Origin of the sequence: Solidesulfovibrio sp. C21, assembly GCF_047785625.1 — a bacterium.
Classification (GTDB): domain Bacteria; phylum Desulfobacterota; class Desulfovibrionia; order Desulfovibrionales; family Desulfovibrionaceae; genus Solidesulfovibrio.
Genome location: NZ_JBLODY010000001.1, coordinates 12,267 through 26,309, shown reverse-complemented (window position 1 = coordinate 26,309; position 14,043 = coordinate 12,267). Strand labels below are relative to the sequence as shown.

Below are 14,043 nucleotides of genomic sequence, written 5' to 3'. Positions count from 1 at the left end.
GCAGGGCGCATTGGTTGTTCGACGAATGGGGTTATTGCAGGGGCTGGTTGGCCGCTTCACCGCCCGCCAGAATCGGCATCCAGGCGGCGGCGAACCGGTCGGCGGCCTGGGCGGTGAAATGGTATCCATCGTTGCGGTCGAACCAGGGGACGATAAGGTCGGTATTGGGGCCCGCGTAAATCCTGCGCGCCGGATCGACCACGGCGGTCTGGGCGGCGGTGATGGCCGGGCAGGACTTGTAGCAGCCGGGATTGCGCTTGTCGCGACAAGCGGCCGGGTCCAGGAACAGCGAAGCCCGCGAGACGAAAATATCGGGCTTGGGACCGGCCAGCCGGCGCACCTCGTCGAGGACCGATTCGAGGACGACCTGGTATTCCGACCGCGTCAGGCCCAGGGCGCAGTCGGCCTCACCCTGGTGGAAAAAAATATGGGTCGGTACAAGGCCGTGGGCGCGCATGTCCTCGATGGTTCCGTCAAGCAGGGCATGCAGACTGCCTTTGGAGCCCCAGTTGAGGATGGAGGAGCCGCCCCGGGCGATGTCCACGAAAAGCACCGAGTCGTAGAGACCGCTGGTCACGAGCAGGTCGCCCAGTCTGCTCCAGGCGCTTCCCTTGGAACCCGAGGCCCCGGGGATGGCGTCACGGACCTTGAGGCACTCCCCGCCCTGGTAGGCGTAGACCGCCTGGGTCGCGCCATAGCCGGGGTCGACGGTGTTGGAGGCGTTGGACTGGCCGAAGACCAGGGCGACCATGCCACGCGGTCCTGTCAATTTTCGGCAGTCGAGGCGGGGCGCGTCGGCCGGCGCTTTGTAGACGGCCAGCTCGCCCCGGGCGTCGCCCTGGGCGTTGGTGACGGGCATGCGGTCGCCGTACTTGGCGTAGACCGTCTCCACGGTCGCCTGATCGCCAAAGGCCGGAGCCAGGCCGGCGACGAGCAGCACCACGGCCAGACCGGCGATGCAGGCGCCCCGGCGATCCTTCCTGTGAGTAAACAGATGTTCACCTGACGGGGAAAAAAAATCAAACCCGAACGGCATGGATGAAAAGCTCCCAATTGGCGGTGATCTGGCGCGGCATATCCACGTCCTGGACATCACGCACGCAGATAAGGGCGGGCATGGCGATCAAACCGAGAAAATGCACGAAGAGTTCTTCCGGACGGATATCGCTGCGAATCTGCTTCTGCGCCTGCCCTTGTTTGAAGATTTCAAGAAAGCGCCCGCGCACCAGCTTGTGGTGCCGGAGCTTGAGCTCGCTCAGGCGTGTTTCCTCGAACCAGAGGACATCCGAAAGGAAGATCACCGGCAAGGCGCGGTATTTGATCACCATCTTCATCATGCCCCGGTAGATCAGCTCCAGGACCTCCAGGGGCGTCGTTCCCTGGGCCGCGGCCTGGCGCAGGTTGGCCAGGGCCATTTCGTGGTGCTCTTCGAGCACGGCGGTGAGGATGTCCCCTTTGTTCTTGTAGTGGCGGTACAGGGCGGCGGCGGAGATGCCCACCGCCTCGGCCACCCGCCGGACGGTGACCGCGCCGAGCCCTTGCTCGACCACGATCGTCAGTGCGGCCTCGGCGATCTGTTCCCGCCGCAGGGGTGATTCCATCCGTTCAGCCATGGGGTAAAGGTTAACACCTGTTTACGTCATGTCAAGCGGGATTATTCTTCCTGATCCGGCGCGGTGCGGCGAATCGGCCGGAAAGGCGGTGAAAAAAAAACTCCGCCGCCGGCCTCGAAGCCGACGGCGGAGTGAAGCCGTGCGGGAGCGCTAGAAGGTGTAGAGGAAACCCAGGGAGCCCATCCAGGCGTCCTGGGCCTGATTGGTGAACCGGTGCCCCCATATGCTGGTCTTGAGGCCCTGGGGAGAAGCGAAGCCGGTCTGCATGGTCAGGCTCAATTGTTCGGTGATGGCGTAGCTGCTGTCCAGGTTGACGCCGATGAGCCATTCGCCCTGGGCCAGATTGCGGCCCATGGTGACGTACTGGCCGACGCCGCCGCTGACGAGGACCGCCTTGCGCAGGCCGGCCGGGCTGTTCGTGCCGGCGATGGTGGCCACGGTCAGCCGGTTGGTGAGCTTCTCGACGAAGCTTATGTCGCGCAGGGAAACGGCCAGGCCCCAGGTGCCGGTCGGGTCCACGCCGATGGAGTTGTTGGCGAAGTCCTGGTCGCAGTCGAACAGAAACGAAGTGCCGGGCCCCCATTTCGGGGTGATGACGGGCAGACGCTCGCTGCCGTTACCAAGGCTCGAATCCTCGCCGCTGGCCACCCAGCCGAAGACCCCGGGCAGCATCCAGTCGAAGCCCGAATAGGTGACCCCGGCGTCGAAGAACCAGCCGCGGCGGCGGTTGCGTTCGCGGTCGGCCGGGGCGGCGTCGCCGTAGATGCCGTCGAAATAGAATTTGACGGGATCAAGGGCCTCCACGGTCAGGGCCAGACCGGCCCACCACATGGCGTTCTGGTTGTCCTTGTAGGGATAGCCGGTGGTGGACAGGTAGCTTGCGGCCGAGCGCAGGCCGGCGGCGAAGTGGTCGTCGGGGTCGGAGCCCTTGCCGTAGACGCCGACGAGGCCCCACGGCGTGGCCGAAAAACCGTCCACGGTCACGGGCAGGGCGAGGTGGTAGATGTCGAAGGCGTCGCCGATTTGCGTGGTGGTGTCCTGGTAGGTCCGGTTGGCGGCCAGCAGCCTGCCGTAGGCGGCCTGGACCGAGAAGTTCTCGTTGACGGGGATGTTCACGTGAAGGGCGGCGCTGGCCTGGTCACCGTCGTCGGCGGCCAGCACGATGCTGTCGTAGAAGACCTCGGTATGGGGCACGGCCAGGGGCTGGTAGCCGGCCGTGATCTCGACGCCTGTGCCGGGCCATTTGAACTGGAGGTAGGCCAGGTACGGTTCGATGGCGGCTTCGGGGTTGGCGGCGGTCAGGTAGCCATGGCCCCAGGCCTCGTCGTCGACGCGCATGCCGAAGCGGAATTTGAGGTTTTCGTTGGCCGCGAAATCGGTGCGCAGCCGCAACCGCTGCCAGAAGGTGGTCCGGTCTTCGGTCTGGGTGCCGGTTTCGTCCCAGCCGGTGAAATTGCGATTGGCGAAAAAAACGCCATACACACGGGCGTCGCCGGCCATGCGGACTTCGGTCGCGGCCAGGGCCGCCTGGGCGGTGGCGAGAACAAGCGCCAGGGCGAGAATGAGATGTTTGGGTCGCATGCTGTCTACTCCATAAGCAGGGTACGTTGAGGAACTAAATAGTAACACGAATTATGATTTTTTATGTGTTCTAATCTCTCCTTCCTCCGGTTACAAGGTACGGGCGAGTTGAAAGACGGCCACGGCCGCGCCGAAGGCGAGGGCCGTATTGGCGAATACGGCGAACAGTCCCCACTTCCAGGCGGTTTCCCGGGCCATGACCGTCACGGTGACGAAACAGGGGGCATAGAGGATGGTGAAGGCGATAAGGGCCAGGGCGACGGCCGGCGAGAAGGCCGGATCGGCGGCGAGGCGGGCGGAAAGCGTCCCGGAGGCCCCGGGATCGGCCGTGCCCAGGTCGTAGGCCGTGCCCAGGGTGGAGACCACGATCTCCTTGGCCGCCAGGCCTCCGAAAAGAGCGATGTTGATGCGCCAGTCGAATCCGGCCAGGCGGCTCACCTTTTCCAGGACCAGGCCGAGTCGTCCGGCCAGGGAGGCGCGAAGGGCCTCCTCGGCCTCGAAATTTTCGCTGTCGGCCAGCCGCGCGGCCAAAGCGGCCTGTTCCGCTTTTCCCGCCGGGCCGGCGGGCAGGGCGGCCATCTGTTCCCGGATTGAAGCGCGGCCTTCTTCATAGGTGGCCAGCCGGTCCGCCGTCAGGCCGGGGAAGGTCATGGCGGCCCACATGACCACGGAGATGGCCAGGATGATGGTGCCGGCCTTCTTGACGTACTGCCAGGCCCGCTCGCCGGTGTGGATAGAGAGGCCGCGCAGGGTGGGCAGGCGGTAGGGCGGCAGTTCCATGAGAAAGGGCGTGGCCGGCCCGGGGATGACCGTGGTCCGCCAGAGCTTGGCCACGAGCAGGGCGGCGGCCCAGGAGGCCAGGGTGATGGCGAACATGACCATGCCGGGATGCTCGGGAAAAAAGGCGGCGATCAAGAGGAGATAGACCGGAATTTTCGCGCCGCAGGCCATGAACGGGGCGCTCAGGATGGTGGCCAGCCGCTCCCGGGGGCTGCGCAGGGTCCGGGCGGCCATGACCCCGGGCACGGCGCAGCCTCCGGGGATGCCGCCGGAGATGATAAAGGGCATGACCGAGGCCCCGTGCAGGCCGAAGGCGCGAAAGACCCTGTCGAGCATGTAGGCCATGCGCGCGGTGTAGCCGAGGTCCTCCAGGCAGGAGAGCAGGAAGAACATGACGCAGATGAGCGGCACGAACCCGAGCACGCCGCCGACCCCGGCGATGACGCCGGAGACGACCAGGGACTGCAGCATCCCCGGCGGCAGGATCCCGGCCGCAATCCGGCCAAGGCTGTCGAACCCGCTTTCGAGCCAGGCCATGGGGGCGCTGCTCAGGGCGAAGGTGAGCTGGAACATGCCGAAGAGCACGGCCAGCATGATGACCGGCCCGGCAACGGTGTGGGTGAGCACCCTGTCCAGGGCGTCGGAGAGGGCGATGCGGTCCGGGCCCTCGCCACGGAGCACCACGCCGTGTTGCAAAAGCGAGGCGATAAAGCCGTAGCGGTAGTCCGAAATGACCGCGTCCAGGAGGCTGCCGGCCTGACGCATACGTTTGGCCAGGGCGCTTGCGCCCCGTTCCAGGAAAACGGCTGTCGCGCCGCCGTGCCGCCGGCCGGCGGCCATGACCTCCTCGTCGCCTTCCAGGTACTTGAGCGCCAGCCAGCGGGCCGGAAGGCGGTCGGTCAAAAAACGATCCGCCTCGATGCGGGCCTGCATGGCCAATAGCGTCCGGTCCACCTCGGGGCCGTAGGAGATTTCCAGCGGCCGCCAGCCGCCCTGTCTGGTCAGGGCATAGGCGGCGGCCTCGCGCATGAGGTCGTCCGCGCCCTCGCCGCGCCGGGCCACGGTTTCCACCACCGGCCGATTAAGCAGTTTTGCCAAAAGTCCCGTGTCGATGACCAGGCCGCGTTGCCGGGCCTCGTCCATCATGTTGAGCGCCAACACCACGGGCGCGCCGAGTTCGAGCAGCTGTACCGTGAGGTAGAGCCCACGCGAGAGTGTGCCGGCGTCGAGGACGTCGATGACGCAGTTCGGCTTTTCGCCCACCAGAAAGGCGCGGGCGGCCCGTTCGTCGTCGGCATAGGCCGTCAGCGAATACATGCCCGGCAGATCGACCAGGGTCAGGTCGCGGCCGGCGACGCGCAGCCGGCCTTCGCGTTTCTCCATGGTCACGCCCGGATAATTGCCCACATGCTGGCGCGCGCCGGTCAGGGCATTGAACAGCGTGGTTTTGCCGCAGTTGGGGTTGCCGGCCAGGGCGAAGGTGAGCGGATGGGGCATGGGTGATTCTACCGATTATGGTTATGATTCTTGTTTTCAATGCAAACGCAGTCGTGTTCCCCTTCGAGCGCGCGGTCGTCCGCAAAACCGGCGGCATTGCCCCCGGCCGTCTTGACGGCGTAAAGGGCCGCGTCGCACCGGGCGGTCAGGGAGGGAAGCAGCAGCGGCGCGTCGCGTTTCGGGTCGAGCCGGGCGATGCCGATGCTGGCCGTGGCCCCGTAGGGCGTCGCGGCGGCGAACCGGGCCCGGATACGCTCGGCCACGCGGTGGGCGGCGGCGGCCGGAAGCCTGGTCAGGATAACGGCGAATTCGTCGCCGCCCAGGCGAAACGGCAGGTCGAGGCCCTCGCGGGTGGATTCGCGCAAGGTCGCACCCATGGCGGCCAGGACCGCATCCCCGGCCGGATGTCCGTAGGTGTCGTTGACGGCCTTGAACCGGTCGCAGTCGATCATGAGCAGCCACAGCCCGTAACCGGCGCCGGCCGCCTCCTCGAGCAGGGGCGGAAGGGCCTCGTCGTAGTGGCGGCGGTTGCAGATGCCGGTCAGGGCGTCCGTGCAGGAAAGATCGGCGAAGTGGCGCTCGCGGTGCCGCGCCTCGTCGAGCAACGTCTTAAGCCACGTCTCGCGGGTCTCCACGCCATGGGCCAGCCAGTTGAGGTCGCGCATGAGGCGCAGGATTTCGTGTTCGTCGCTTCCTTCGGGCGGCAGGGCCAGGCGACGGTGGTATTCGCCGCGGCGCAGGGCGGCGCAGAAGGCGTTGAGGGTGGCGATCTCGCCCAGGGCCACGAAGCGGGCGACCAGCCGGGCCAGGGGCAGAACCATCACCAGGGCCACGGCCAGCCACAGGCCGAGCATGCGGCTGACCGTGGCCACGTAGCCTTTTTCCACCAGGAATAGCGCCAGCGCCGGGGGCAGGGCCAGCAGGGCGAGGAGGGCTATGCGCATGCGGGCCCTGACGCCAAGCAGGTTTCCCGGGGAGAGCCTTGGGGCCCGGGGCGGGGCGGATGCTTCCGCCTCGACCCGGGCCTGGGTGGACGCCGTGGCGGTATCGAACGTCATGGCCGCACGCCCGGCCGGTCCGGGGCGCAGAGGTCCGGAAAAAGCGGCCGGTCATTTTCGCGAAGGCTCAGGCACAGCCGGTGCACGGTAGCCTGGGCGGCCATGAAGGCCGCCACCACGTCGGGATCGAACTGGGTTCCCTGGCAGCGCAGGATTTCCGCCCGGGCCGCCTCGAACGTCATGGCCGGGCGGTAGGGCCGGCTTTGCAGCATGGCCGACAGGCTGTCGGCCACGGCGATGATGCGCGCGCCGATGGGGATGTCCTGGCCGGCAAGGCCCAGCGGATAGCCGCCGCCGTCGAAACGTTCATGGTGGGCGGCCACCATCTCCACCACGCCGAGTCCGGACAGGCAGGACAGTGGGGCCAGAATCTCGGCCCCGATGGCGGGATGGGCGCGCATACGGTCCCACTCGGCCCCGGTCAGGCGGCCGGGCTTGCACAGCACCGCGTCCGGCACGCCGATCTTGCCGATGTCGTGCAGATGGCCGGCCACATGGACGATGTCTGCCTCGGGCGAGGACAGGCCCAGGCTTCGGGCCAGGACCCTGGCCACTTCGGCCACTTCCTCGGAGTGGGTCAGGGTGTGCGGGTCCTTGGCGTCGATGGCCCGGCCAAGGGAAGCGGCCAGTTCGTGGACGGCGGCCATGACCGTTCCCCGCCCGGCTGCGGATTTTGGCGACTGGAGGTCGGGCTGGGCGGGATCGTCGAAAAAGGGCGGCTTGAACATCGGGTGTTGCGCGGTACGTCTTTGTTGCGGTTGCATAATGTCCCGGATGGGTTGGGAATTATCTTATTATCCATGATAATGGTTGTCAATATCAAAAAATGGAAAAAAGCTTTAGGAAGGGGAGGGCGCGAGAGGGGAGAACCCTTTTCAAAGGGTTTCCCCTCTCGCATCTCTTTCCCTCATATATAAAAAACCGCCGCCGGGCGGACCCGACGGCGGCTGGGAGGGGGGCAGGCAATGATTGACTAGTAGGCTTCGTCGTAATCCAGGTCTTCCTGGTTCACGGGGTGACGGAACAGGTGCATGGCCCAGACCTGGTAGATGATGACGATGGGCACGAAGACCAGGGCCACGCCGAGCATGATGGAAAGCGTCAGCGGCGTGGACGAGGAGTTTTCGATGGTAAGCGACCAGGCCGGGTTGAGGCTTGAGGGCAGCAGGGCCGGGAAGATGCCGAACACGCCGAAAAGCGCCGCCCCGCCGATCAAAAGCGCCGAGCTGACCCAGGCGGCCAGCGGACGTCCCTGGCGACGGTACTTGCAGGTCAAGAGCAGCCCGGCCACCGGCACGAGGAGCAGGATGAAAAGCGCCGGATGGACGAGGTAGTTGCTGAAAAGCTGGGTCATGAACCAGGACATGACGAGGAACAGCACCACCAGCACGGCCACCACCGGCCAGAGCTTGCCGGCGGTTTTGAGCGCGCGCTCGCGGATTTCGCCTTCGGACTTCTGGGCCAGCCACAGCGCGCCGTGGTGGGCGAAGAGGAAGACGAACAGCAGTCCGCCGGCCAGGCCGTAGGGGTTGAGCAGGGTGAAGAGATTGCCCTGCAGAATGCCTTCCTGGTTGATGGGGATGCCCATGAAGATGTTGGCAAAGGCCACGCCGAGGAGCAGGGCCGGCAGGAAGCTGCCCAGGAAGTTGCAGACGTCCCACAGCTTGCGCCAGCCGGCGCTGTCGACCTTGGAGCGGAATTCCAGGGTGACGCCGCGCAGGATCAGCGAGAACAGCAGCAGCATCAGCGGCGTGTACAGGCTGGAAAACATGATGGCGTAGGTTTTCGGGAAAGCGGCGAAGGTCACGCCGCCGGCCGTGATGAGCCAGACTTCGTTGCCGTCCCAGAAGGGACCCATGGCGTTATACATGATACGGGTTTCCGTATCGCTTTTGGAAAAAAAGGGACGGATGATGCCGATGCCGAAATCATAGCCGTCCAGGACGAAATAGACCGCCCAGAGCACTCCCCAAAGGATGAACCAGATTGTTCCGAGATCCATGGCCATTCTCCTTGCTGTCAAACCGGCCGGGCCGGGTTCGGGCTTTCTTGCGTCTTACGGTTCCCGTGTCGCCACTGTGCCTTAGGCCGGTTGCTTGCGGGCGTACTTGGCCAGAAGGAAGATGTCGATGGCCGCAAGCAGGATGTAGACCACGAAGAAGGCGGCCAGGCTGATGGCGACCTGGGAGGTGGCCAGGGGAGAAACGGCGTCCTTGGTGCGCATGATGCCGTAAACGATCCAGGGTTGCCGGCCGACCTCGGCCACGGCCCAACCGGCCTGCAGGGCGAGGTAGGGGACGGGGATGCACCAGACGAAGAGCTTGAGCAGCTTGGTCGAACTTTCAACCGGCTGATGGCGGGCGATAAAGGCCAGGATGCCCACGATGATCATCAGCGTGCCGAGCCCCACCATGAGGCGGAAGGCGGAGAAGGTCAGGGTGACGGGAGGACGGTCCTGCTTGGGGAAGTCCTTGAGGCCCTTGACCACGGCCGAGGGGTTGTTGAAGGCCATGATGCTTAAGATGCTCGGGATCTTGCCGAACTGGATGCTGTTGCCCTCGTTTTCGGGATCGGGAACCTGGACGAGGTACATGGGGGCGTTGGGCTGGGTTTCCCAGTGGGATTCCATGGCCGCGAGCTTGGCCGGCTGGACCTCGGCCACGATGTTGCCCTGCCGGTGGCCGACCAGGGCAACGACCAGGGCGAAGATCAGGGCGAAGGCCGCGCCTATGCGAAAGGACTTGGTGAAAAAGTCGATGTTCTGCTTGCGCAGCAGATGCCAGGACGAGATGCCCACCACGAAAAATCCGGCCAGAGCCCAGGAGCCGGTGATGGTGTGGAAAAATTCGTTCCAGGCGTACCCGTTGGTGATGACGTCGGTGAAGCTCGCCAGTTCGGCCCGGCCGTTCTGGATCACGTAGCCGACGGGGTGCTGCATGAAGCCGTTGGCCAGGATGATCCACAGGGCCGAGAGGTTGGCGGCGAAAGCCACGATCCAGATGCAGGTGGCGTGAAATTTGGGCGAAAGCTTTTTCCAGCCGAAGACCCAGACCGCGACGAAGGTGGATTCCAGAAAGAAGGCGGCCGTGGCTTCGATGGCCAGGAGCGAACCGAAGATATCGCCGACGAATGTCGAGTAGCGCGACCAGTTGGTGCCGAATTGAAATTCCAGCGTGAGGCCCGTGACCACGCCCAGGGCAAAGTTGATCAGAAAAAGCTTGCCCCAGAATTTGGCCATCTTTTTGTACGTCTCGTCGCCCGTGCGCACGTACTTCGTTTCCATGACCGCCACGATGAACGAAAGTCCGAGCGTGAGCGGTACGAAGATGAAGTGGATGAATGTGGCAAAGGCGAACTGCAACCGGGAAAGCAATAACACGTCCATGATCGGTCTCCTTTTCCTCCGTCTGATCGAAAAATCCCTTGTTGCATCCTCCCCGGCGGCCGCGCCAGGTTGTCCCGGGCCTTATTGCGAGCCCTCAAAGGCCCTGGCCCGTACCTAACACCCCGTCAGGGAAAATGCACCAGCCCCACGACGATTTTTTACCCGCCTGCGTCTATTGGCGACGGCCGCATAGGCCGTTTGGCGCATGCCTGCTCCTCCTCCCGGGCCAGCGCGGCCAGGGTCGTGCCGGCCAGCGTTTCGCGCAGTTGCCGGCGAGCCGTTTCCCACACCCGATGCACCGAGCAGATGGTCTGCCGGGCGCAGGTGTCGGGACGGTGGATGCAGTCGTTTAAAAAGATTTCCCCGTCGATGGCTTCGACCACGGACAGTAGCGACACCGCCTCCGGGGCCTTGACCATCTCGTAGCCGCCCTGGGCGCCCTGGCGGATGGCGATGATGCCGGCCCGGGCCAGGTTTTGGGCGACCTTGCTCAGGAACTGGGCCGGAATGTCCATGGCTTCGGCGATTTCCTTGCGGGATATGATTGCCCGGTCCTGGTGCATGGCCAGGTACAGGACGCATCGGATGGCATATTCGCCGGCTCGGGTCAGGCGCATGGACGACCTCAATATGGATTAATAGGACTTGATTGATCCTATATATGGGCTGGCTGGGGCTGTCAACGCATTTCCCGTCGCAACGTACGGTTTTTTAAGGTCTTGAGGCGGCGGCGACCAGCTCCGGGGCGTGGCGGTCGAGGAGACGCCGGGCGATGCTTGTGCGCGGGGCCAGACCCGGCGGCGGGGAGGCGGGCGAAAACCATTGCGCGGTCTCCAGTTCCGTCTTGTCCACCACGAGTTCGCCGCCGGCGTACTCGGCCACGAACCCGGCCATGATCTGGCTGGGGAAGGGCCAGTTCTGGCTGCCCACATAGCGCAGGTCGCGGATGGTCAGCCCCGTTTCCTCCAGGACTTCGCGCACCACGCATTCCTCCAAGGATTCGGCGAATTCCACGAACCCGGCCACCATGCCGTACTGGTCGGCCGGCCAGTCGGGCTTGCGCACGAGCAGCACCTCGTCGCCACGCCGGATGAGCACGATCACGGCCGGGTGGATGCGCGGATAATATTCCCGGGCGCAGACCGTGCAGCGCGCGCCGAAACTGCCGGTGATCTCCGTGGGAGCGCCGCCGCAGGCCGGGCAGATGCGGCTGCGGTCGCGCCAGTGAAGCACCTGCCGGGCCAGGCCGGACAAGGTGAGCTGGGCTTCGGTGAGGGCCTCCCCGCGATAACCGGCCGCTACCGGGACGAAGGGCTCGGGAATGGCGGCCTCGGGCGCGAGCCTTACCGCGTGAAGGGGCCTCCCCTGCCAGGTGCCGACATACACCGGGGAGACGGCGTAGGGCCCAGGGAGCGGCTCCAGGCCGAAGGGGAGCTCCAGCGCGCCGGAAGCCGGCTGCATGACCATCTCGTTGCCCCGAAGCGCCAGCCAATAGCCGGGGGTTCCCGGGACGTCGCGGTCCGGGGTGCCGAAGATGAAGTCGTTTTTGATGGCGTCGCGATTATAGGCGAGATGGGTCATTTCCGGATAGGGCATGGCGGCCTCGGCGGGTTGAAGTGCGGCGGGCTTGACGCCCGTCCGTGCAGAATACGCCGAGAGGCCCCTTTTGACCAGGAAGGGGGAATGGGATTTCCGAGGGAGGGGGCTTTTTGAAAAAAGCCCCCTCCCCCGGACCCCCTCCCGCAAAAACTTTTTATGGGGTATTGGGCGGGTTCGAGTGCGCCTGCGGCAATCACTCCATGCATGGAATGCACAAGGCCGATGAACGAACAAATGACACGGACGCGAGAGCGGGGAGGAAAATGTGATGCGTGATTGCCGTGCCGACGCCGAAGCTATTTTCCGGGCCGGACTTGCCCGGGTGGACCCGCTTGCCATGATGGAACGCGTGCTGTCGCTCAATGGCGACATCCTGCGCGTGCACACCGAAACCGAGTGCCACGAATACGACCTCTCCTGCTTCAGGAATATCTACGTGTTGGGCGCGGGCAAGGCCTCGGCCCGCATGGCGCTGGGCCTCGAAAAGCTGCTCGGGGAGCGCATCGCCGGCGGGGTGGTGGCGGTCAAGGAAGGCTACCTGGAGAAGCTTTCCCGCATTCGCCTCATGGAGGCGGCCCATCCGGTGCCGGACGCCCGGGGCGTGGCCGCGGCCGCCGAGATTTTGGCCATGGCCCAGGCGGCCGGTCCGGACGATCTGGTCATCGTGCCGGTGTCCGGCGGCGGTTCGGCCATCCTGGCCGCGCCCCTGGCCCTGCCCGCCCGGCGTCTGACGCTTGCCGACAAGCAGGAGACCACCAGAGTGCTTCTCTCCTGCGGCGCGACCATCCAGGAGATCAACTGCGTGCGCAAGAAGCTGTCGGCGGTCAAGGGCGGACGGCTGGCGGCGGCCATCGCCCCGGCGGCCTGTCTGGGGCTGCTGCTTTCCGACGTGGTGGGCGACGACCTGGACGTCATCGCCAGCGGCCCCACTGTGCCCGATCCCACCACCGCGGCCGATGCCCTGGCCGTGCTCGACCGCTACGACGTGGCCGGCAAAATCGCGCCCGAGGCCCTGGCCGTGCTGCTCGACGTCGCCGCCGGGCGCGCCCCGGAAACGCCCAAGCCCGGCGACCCGGCTTTCTCGCGCACCCGCACCGTGCTGGTGGGCACCAATTTTCAGGCGCTTCTCGCCTCCCGGGACAAGGCCCGGGAGCTTGGCTACGACACTGTGGTGCTGACCTCGCACCTGACCGGCGAGGCCCGGGAGATGGCCCATCTTTTTTGCGGCATGGCCAAGGACATCGCCGAGTACGGCGTGCCGCTTTCGCGTCCGGCCTGCGTCATCGCCGGGGGCGAGACCACCGTGACGCTTCGCGGCACCGGCAAGGGCGGACGCAACCAGGAAATGGCCCTGGCCTTTCTGGCGGGGCTGGCCCGGGACGCCAAAAACGCCGAGGAGGCCGTCTTTCTGGCCGCTTCCACGGACGGTTCCGACGGCCCGACCGACGCCACCGGGGCGTTCGCTTCGCTTGATATCCTGCGCGAGGGCCAGCGGCTCGGGCTGGACGCGGCCCGGTATCTGGCCGAAAACGATGCCTACCACTATTTCGAGGCCGTAGGCGCGCTGCTGGTCACCGGCCCCACCAACACCAACGTCTGCGACATCAAGGTGTTGCTTACGCCATGAAGAAGAACCGGGGGAAACTTTTCTGAAGAAAAGTTTCCCCCGGACCCCCTTCCAAAGACTTTCAATAGAATTAGTCTGTTACAGTAAAAATTATCCCCTTTAAAAATTTAGGAAAGGGAGAGCGCGAGAGGGGAGAACCCTTTTTAAAGGGTTTCCCCTCTCGCATTCTCTTCCTTTATCCTCAAATTTTTATCGCAGGACTTTCTTGACGACGGCCACGAGCTGGTCCGGGGTGAAGGGCTTGACGATCCAGCCCGTGGCCCCGGCCGATTTGCCCTCGGCCTTCTTGCCGGCCTGGGATTCGGTGGTCAGCATGACGATGGGAATGAACTTGTAGGCGGCTTGGGCGCGAATGCCCTTGATCAGGCCGATGCCGTCGAGGTTTGGCATATTGAGGTCCGTGATGACCATGTCCACGGTCCCGGAAAGCTTGGCCAGGCCGTCCTTGCCGTCGCAGGCCTCAATGACGTCGTATCCTTCTTTCTTGAGCGTGAAGGCCACCATCTGACGCACGCTCGCTGAATCGTCCACGGTCATGATCCGTTTAGCCATCATGTTCCCCATCGGCGAAAAAGGGTTGGAGCAGGGGCGTGTTGTCGAAGCCGGAAACCCTGGCCGCCAGCTTGGCTGCCTCGGCCACCGGACCGCGCCGGGCGAACGTGCGGCCGTCGCGGTCGAGGGTCAGGGCTGTCGCCAGCAGCAACTGCAGAAAGCTTATGTCGGCATCCTCGACGCCCGATATGTCCAGGGCCAGCGGCCGTCCTTCGCCAACGGCCTGAAGCAGGGCCTGGCGCAGGGCGGCGGCGTGTTCCACTGTGCATTTGCCGGCAATGCCGAGCACAAGGTTGTTGCCGTCTTCGGTACGGGTCAGTTCCATAACTACCGCTCCTTGCCTGGCCCTTT

General features: G+C 65.1%; 13 protein-coding genes. 1 reads left to right on the top strand and 12 read right to left on the bottom strand.

Annotated elements, in window-relative coordinates:
- Positions 1-31: 31 nt before the first annotated feature.
- The 10 genes from ACMZ6R_RS00120 to nudC all read right to left on the bottom strand — a co-directional run bounded on the left by ACMZ6R_RS00120 (position 32) and on the right by nudC (position 11,510).
- A complete protein-coding gene (locus tag ACMZ6R_RS00120) occupies positions 32-1,036 on the bottom strand; it encodes a hypothetical protein (RefSeq protein ID WP_416108567.1) in 1,005 nt (334 codons plus the stop codon).
- Positions 1,020-1,613, bottom strand: a complete 594-nt coding sequence (locus ACMZ6R_RS00115; RefSeq protein WP_416108566.1) for a TetR/AcrR family transcriptional regulator — start codon at positions 1,611-1,613, stop codon at positions 1,020-1,022. The genes ACMZ6R_RS00120 and ACMZ6R_RS00115 overlap by 17 nt, the downstream gene beginning before the upstream one ends.
- A gap of 150 nt (positions 1,614-1,763) precedes the next feature.
- Positions 1,764-3,194: an outer membrane homotrimeric porin gene (locus ACMZ6R_RS00110; protein ID WP_416108564.1), complete on the bottom strand. Its 1,431-nt coding sequence runs from the start codon at positions 3,192-3,194 to the stop codon at positions 1,764-1,766.
- Between the two features lie 90 nt (positions 3,195-3,284).
- Entirely contained in the window at positions 3,285-5,471 is a 2,187-nt protein-coding gene (gene feoB / locus ACMZ6R_RS00105; RefSeq protein ID WP_416108563.1) for a ferrous iron transport protein B, read from the bottom strand.
- Between the two features lie 8 nt (positions 5,472-5,479).
- Positions 5,480-6,529, bottom strand: coding sequence for a sensor domain-containing diguanylate cyclase (locus ACMZ6R_RS00100; protein ID WP_416108562.1), 1,050 nt, complete (start codon positions 6,527-6,529; stop codon positions 5,480-5,482).
- On the bottom strand, positions 6,526-7,257 hold the full coding sequence (locus tag ACMZ6R_RS00095; protein WP_416108561.1) for an HD-GYP domain-containing protein: 732 nt from the start codon (positions 7,255-7,257) through the stop codon (positions 6,526-6,528). Before ACMZ6R_RS00095 ends, ACMZ6R_RS00100 begins: the two co-directional genes overlap by 4 nt.
- A 245-nt stretch (positions 7,258-7,502) precedes the next feature.
- Positions 7,503-8,531, bottom strand: coding sequence for a cytochrome d ubiquinol oxidase subunit II (gene cydB / locus ACMZ6R_RS00090; protein WP_416108560.1), 1,029 nt, complete (start codon positions 8,529-8,531; stop codon positions 7,503-7,505).
- A gap of 81 nt (positions 8,532-8,612) precedes the next feature.
- Positions 8,613-9,914, bottom strand: coding sequence for a cytochrome ubiquinol oxidase subunit I (locus ACMZ6R_RS00085; protein WP_416108558.1), 1,302 nt, complete (start codon positions 9,912-9,914; stop codon positions 8,613-8,615).
- A gap of 158 nt (positions 9,915-10,072) precedes the next feature.
- A complete protein-coding gene (locus ACMZ6R_RS00080; RefSeq protein ID WP_416108556.1) occupies positions 10,073-10,531 on the bottom strand; it encodes an RrF2 family transcriptional regulator in 459 nt (152 codons plus the stop codon).
- Positions 10,532-10,625: 94 nt separating this feature from the next.
- Entirely contained in the window at positions 10,626-11,510 is an 885-nt protein-coding gene (gene nudC, locus ACMZ6R_RS00075) for an NAD(+) diphosphatase (RefSeq protein WP_416108555.1), read from the bottom strand.
- A gap of 271 nt (positions 11,511-11,781) precedes the next feature.
- On the opposite strand from nudC, the gene ACMZ6R_RS00070 reads away from it, so the two are divergent.
- Positions 11,782-13,140 carry a glycerate kinase type-2 family protein gene (locus ACMZ6R_RS00070; RefSeq protein WP_416108553.1) on the top strand — a complete coding sequence of 453 codons (1,359 nt, stop codon included), beginning with the start codon at positions 11,782-11,784 and terminating at the stop codon, positions 13,138-13,140.
- 189 nt (positions 13,141-13,329) lie between these two features.
- Here the strand turns inward: ACMZ6R_RS00070 and ACMZ6R_RS00065 are convergent, their stop codons facing one another.
- Together ACMZ6R_RS00065 and ACMZ6R_RS00060 are read right to left on the bottom strand one after the other, a co-directional pair.
- Positions 13,330-13,692, bottom strand: a complete 363-nt coding sequence (locus tag ACMZ6R_RS00065) for a response regulator (RefSeq protein ID WP_416108718.1) — start codon at positions 13,690-13,692, stop codon at positions 13,330-13,332.
- Positions 13,685-14,017: an STAS domain-containing protein gene (locus tag ACMZ6R_RS00060; RefSeq protein ID WP_416108552.1), complete on the bottom strand. Its 333-nt coding sequence runs from the start codon at positions 14,015-14,017 to the stop codon at positions 13,685-13,687. The genes ACMZ6R_RS00065 and ACMZ6R_RS00060 overlap by 8 nt, the downstream gene beginning before the upstream one ends.
- Positions 14,018-14,043: the final 26 nt, after the last annotated feature.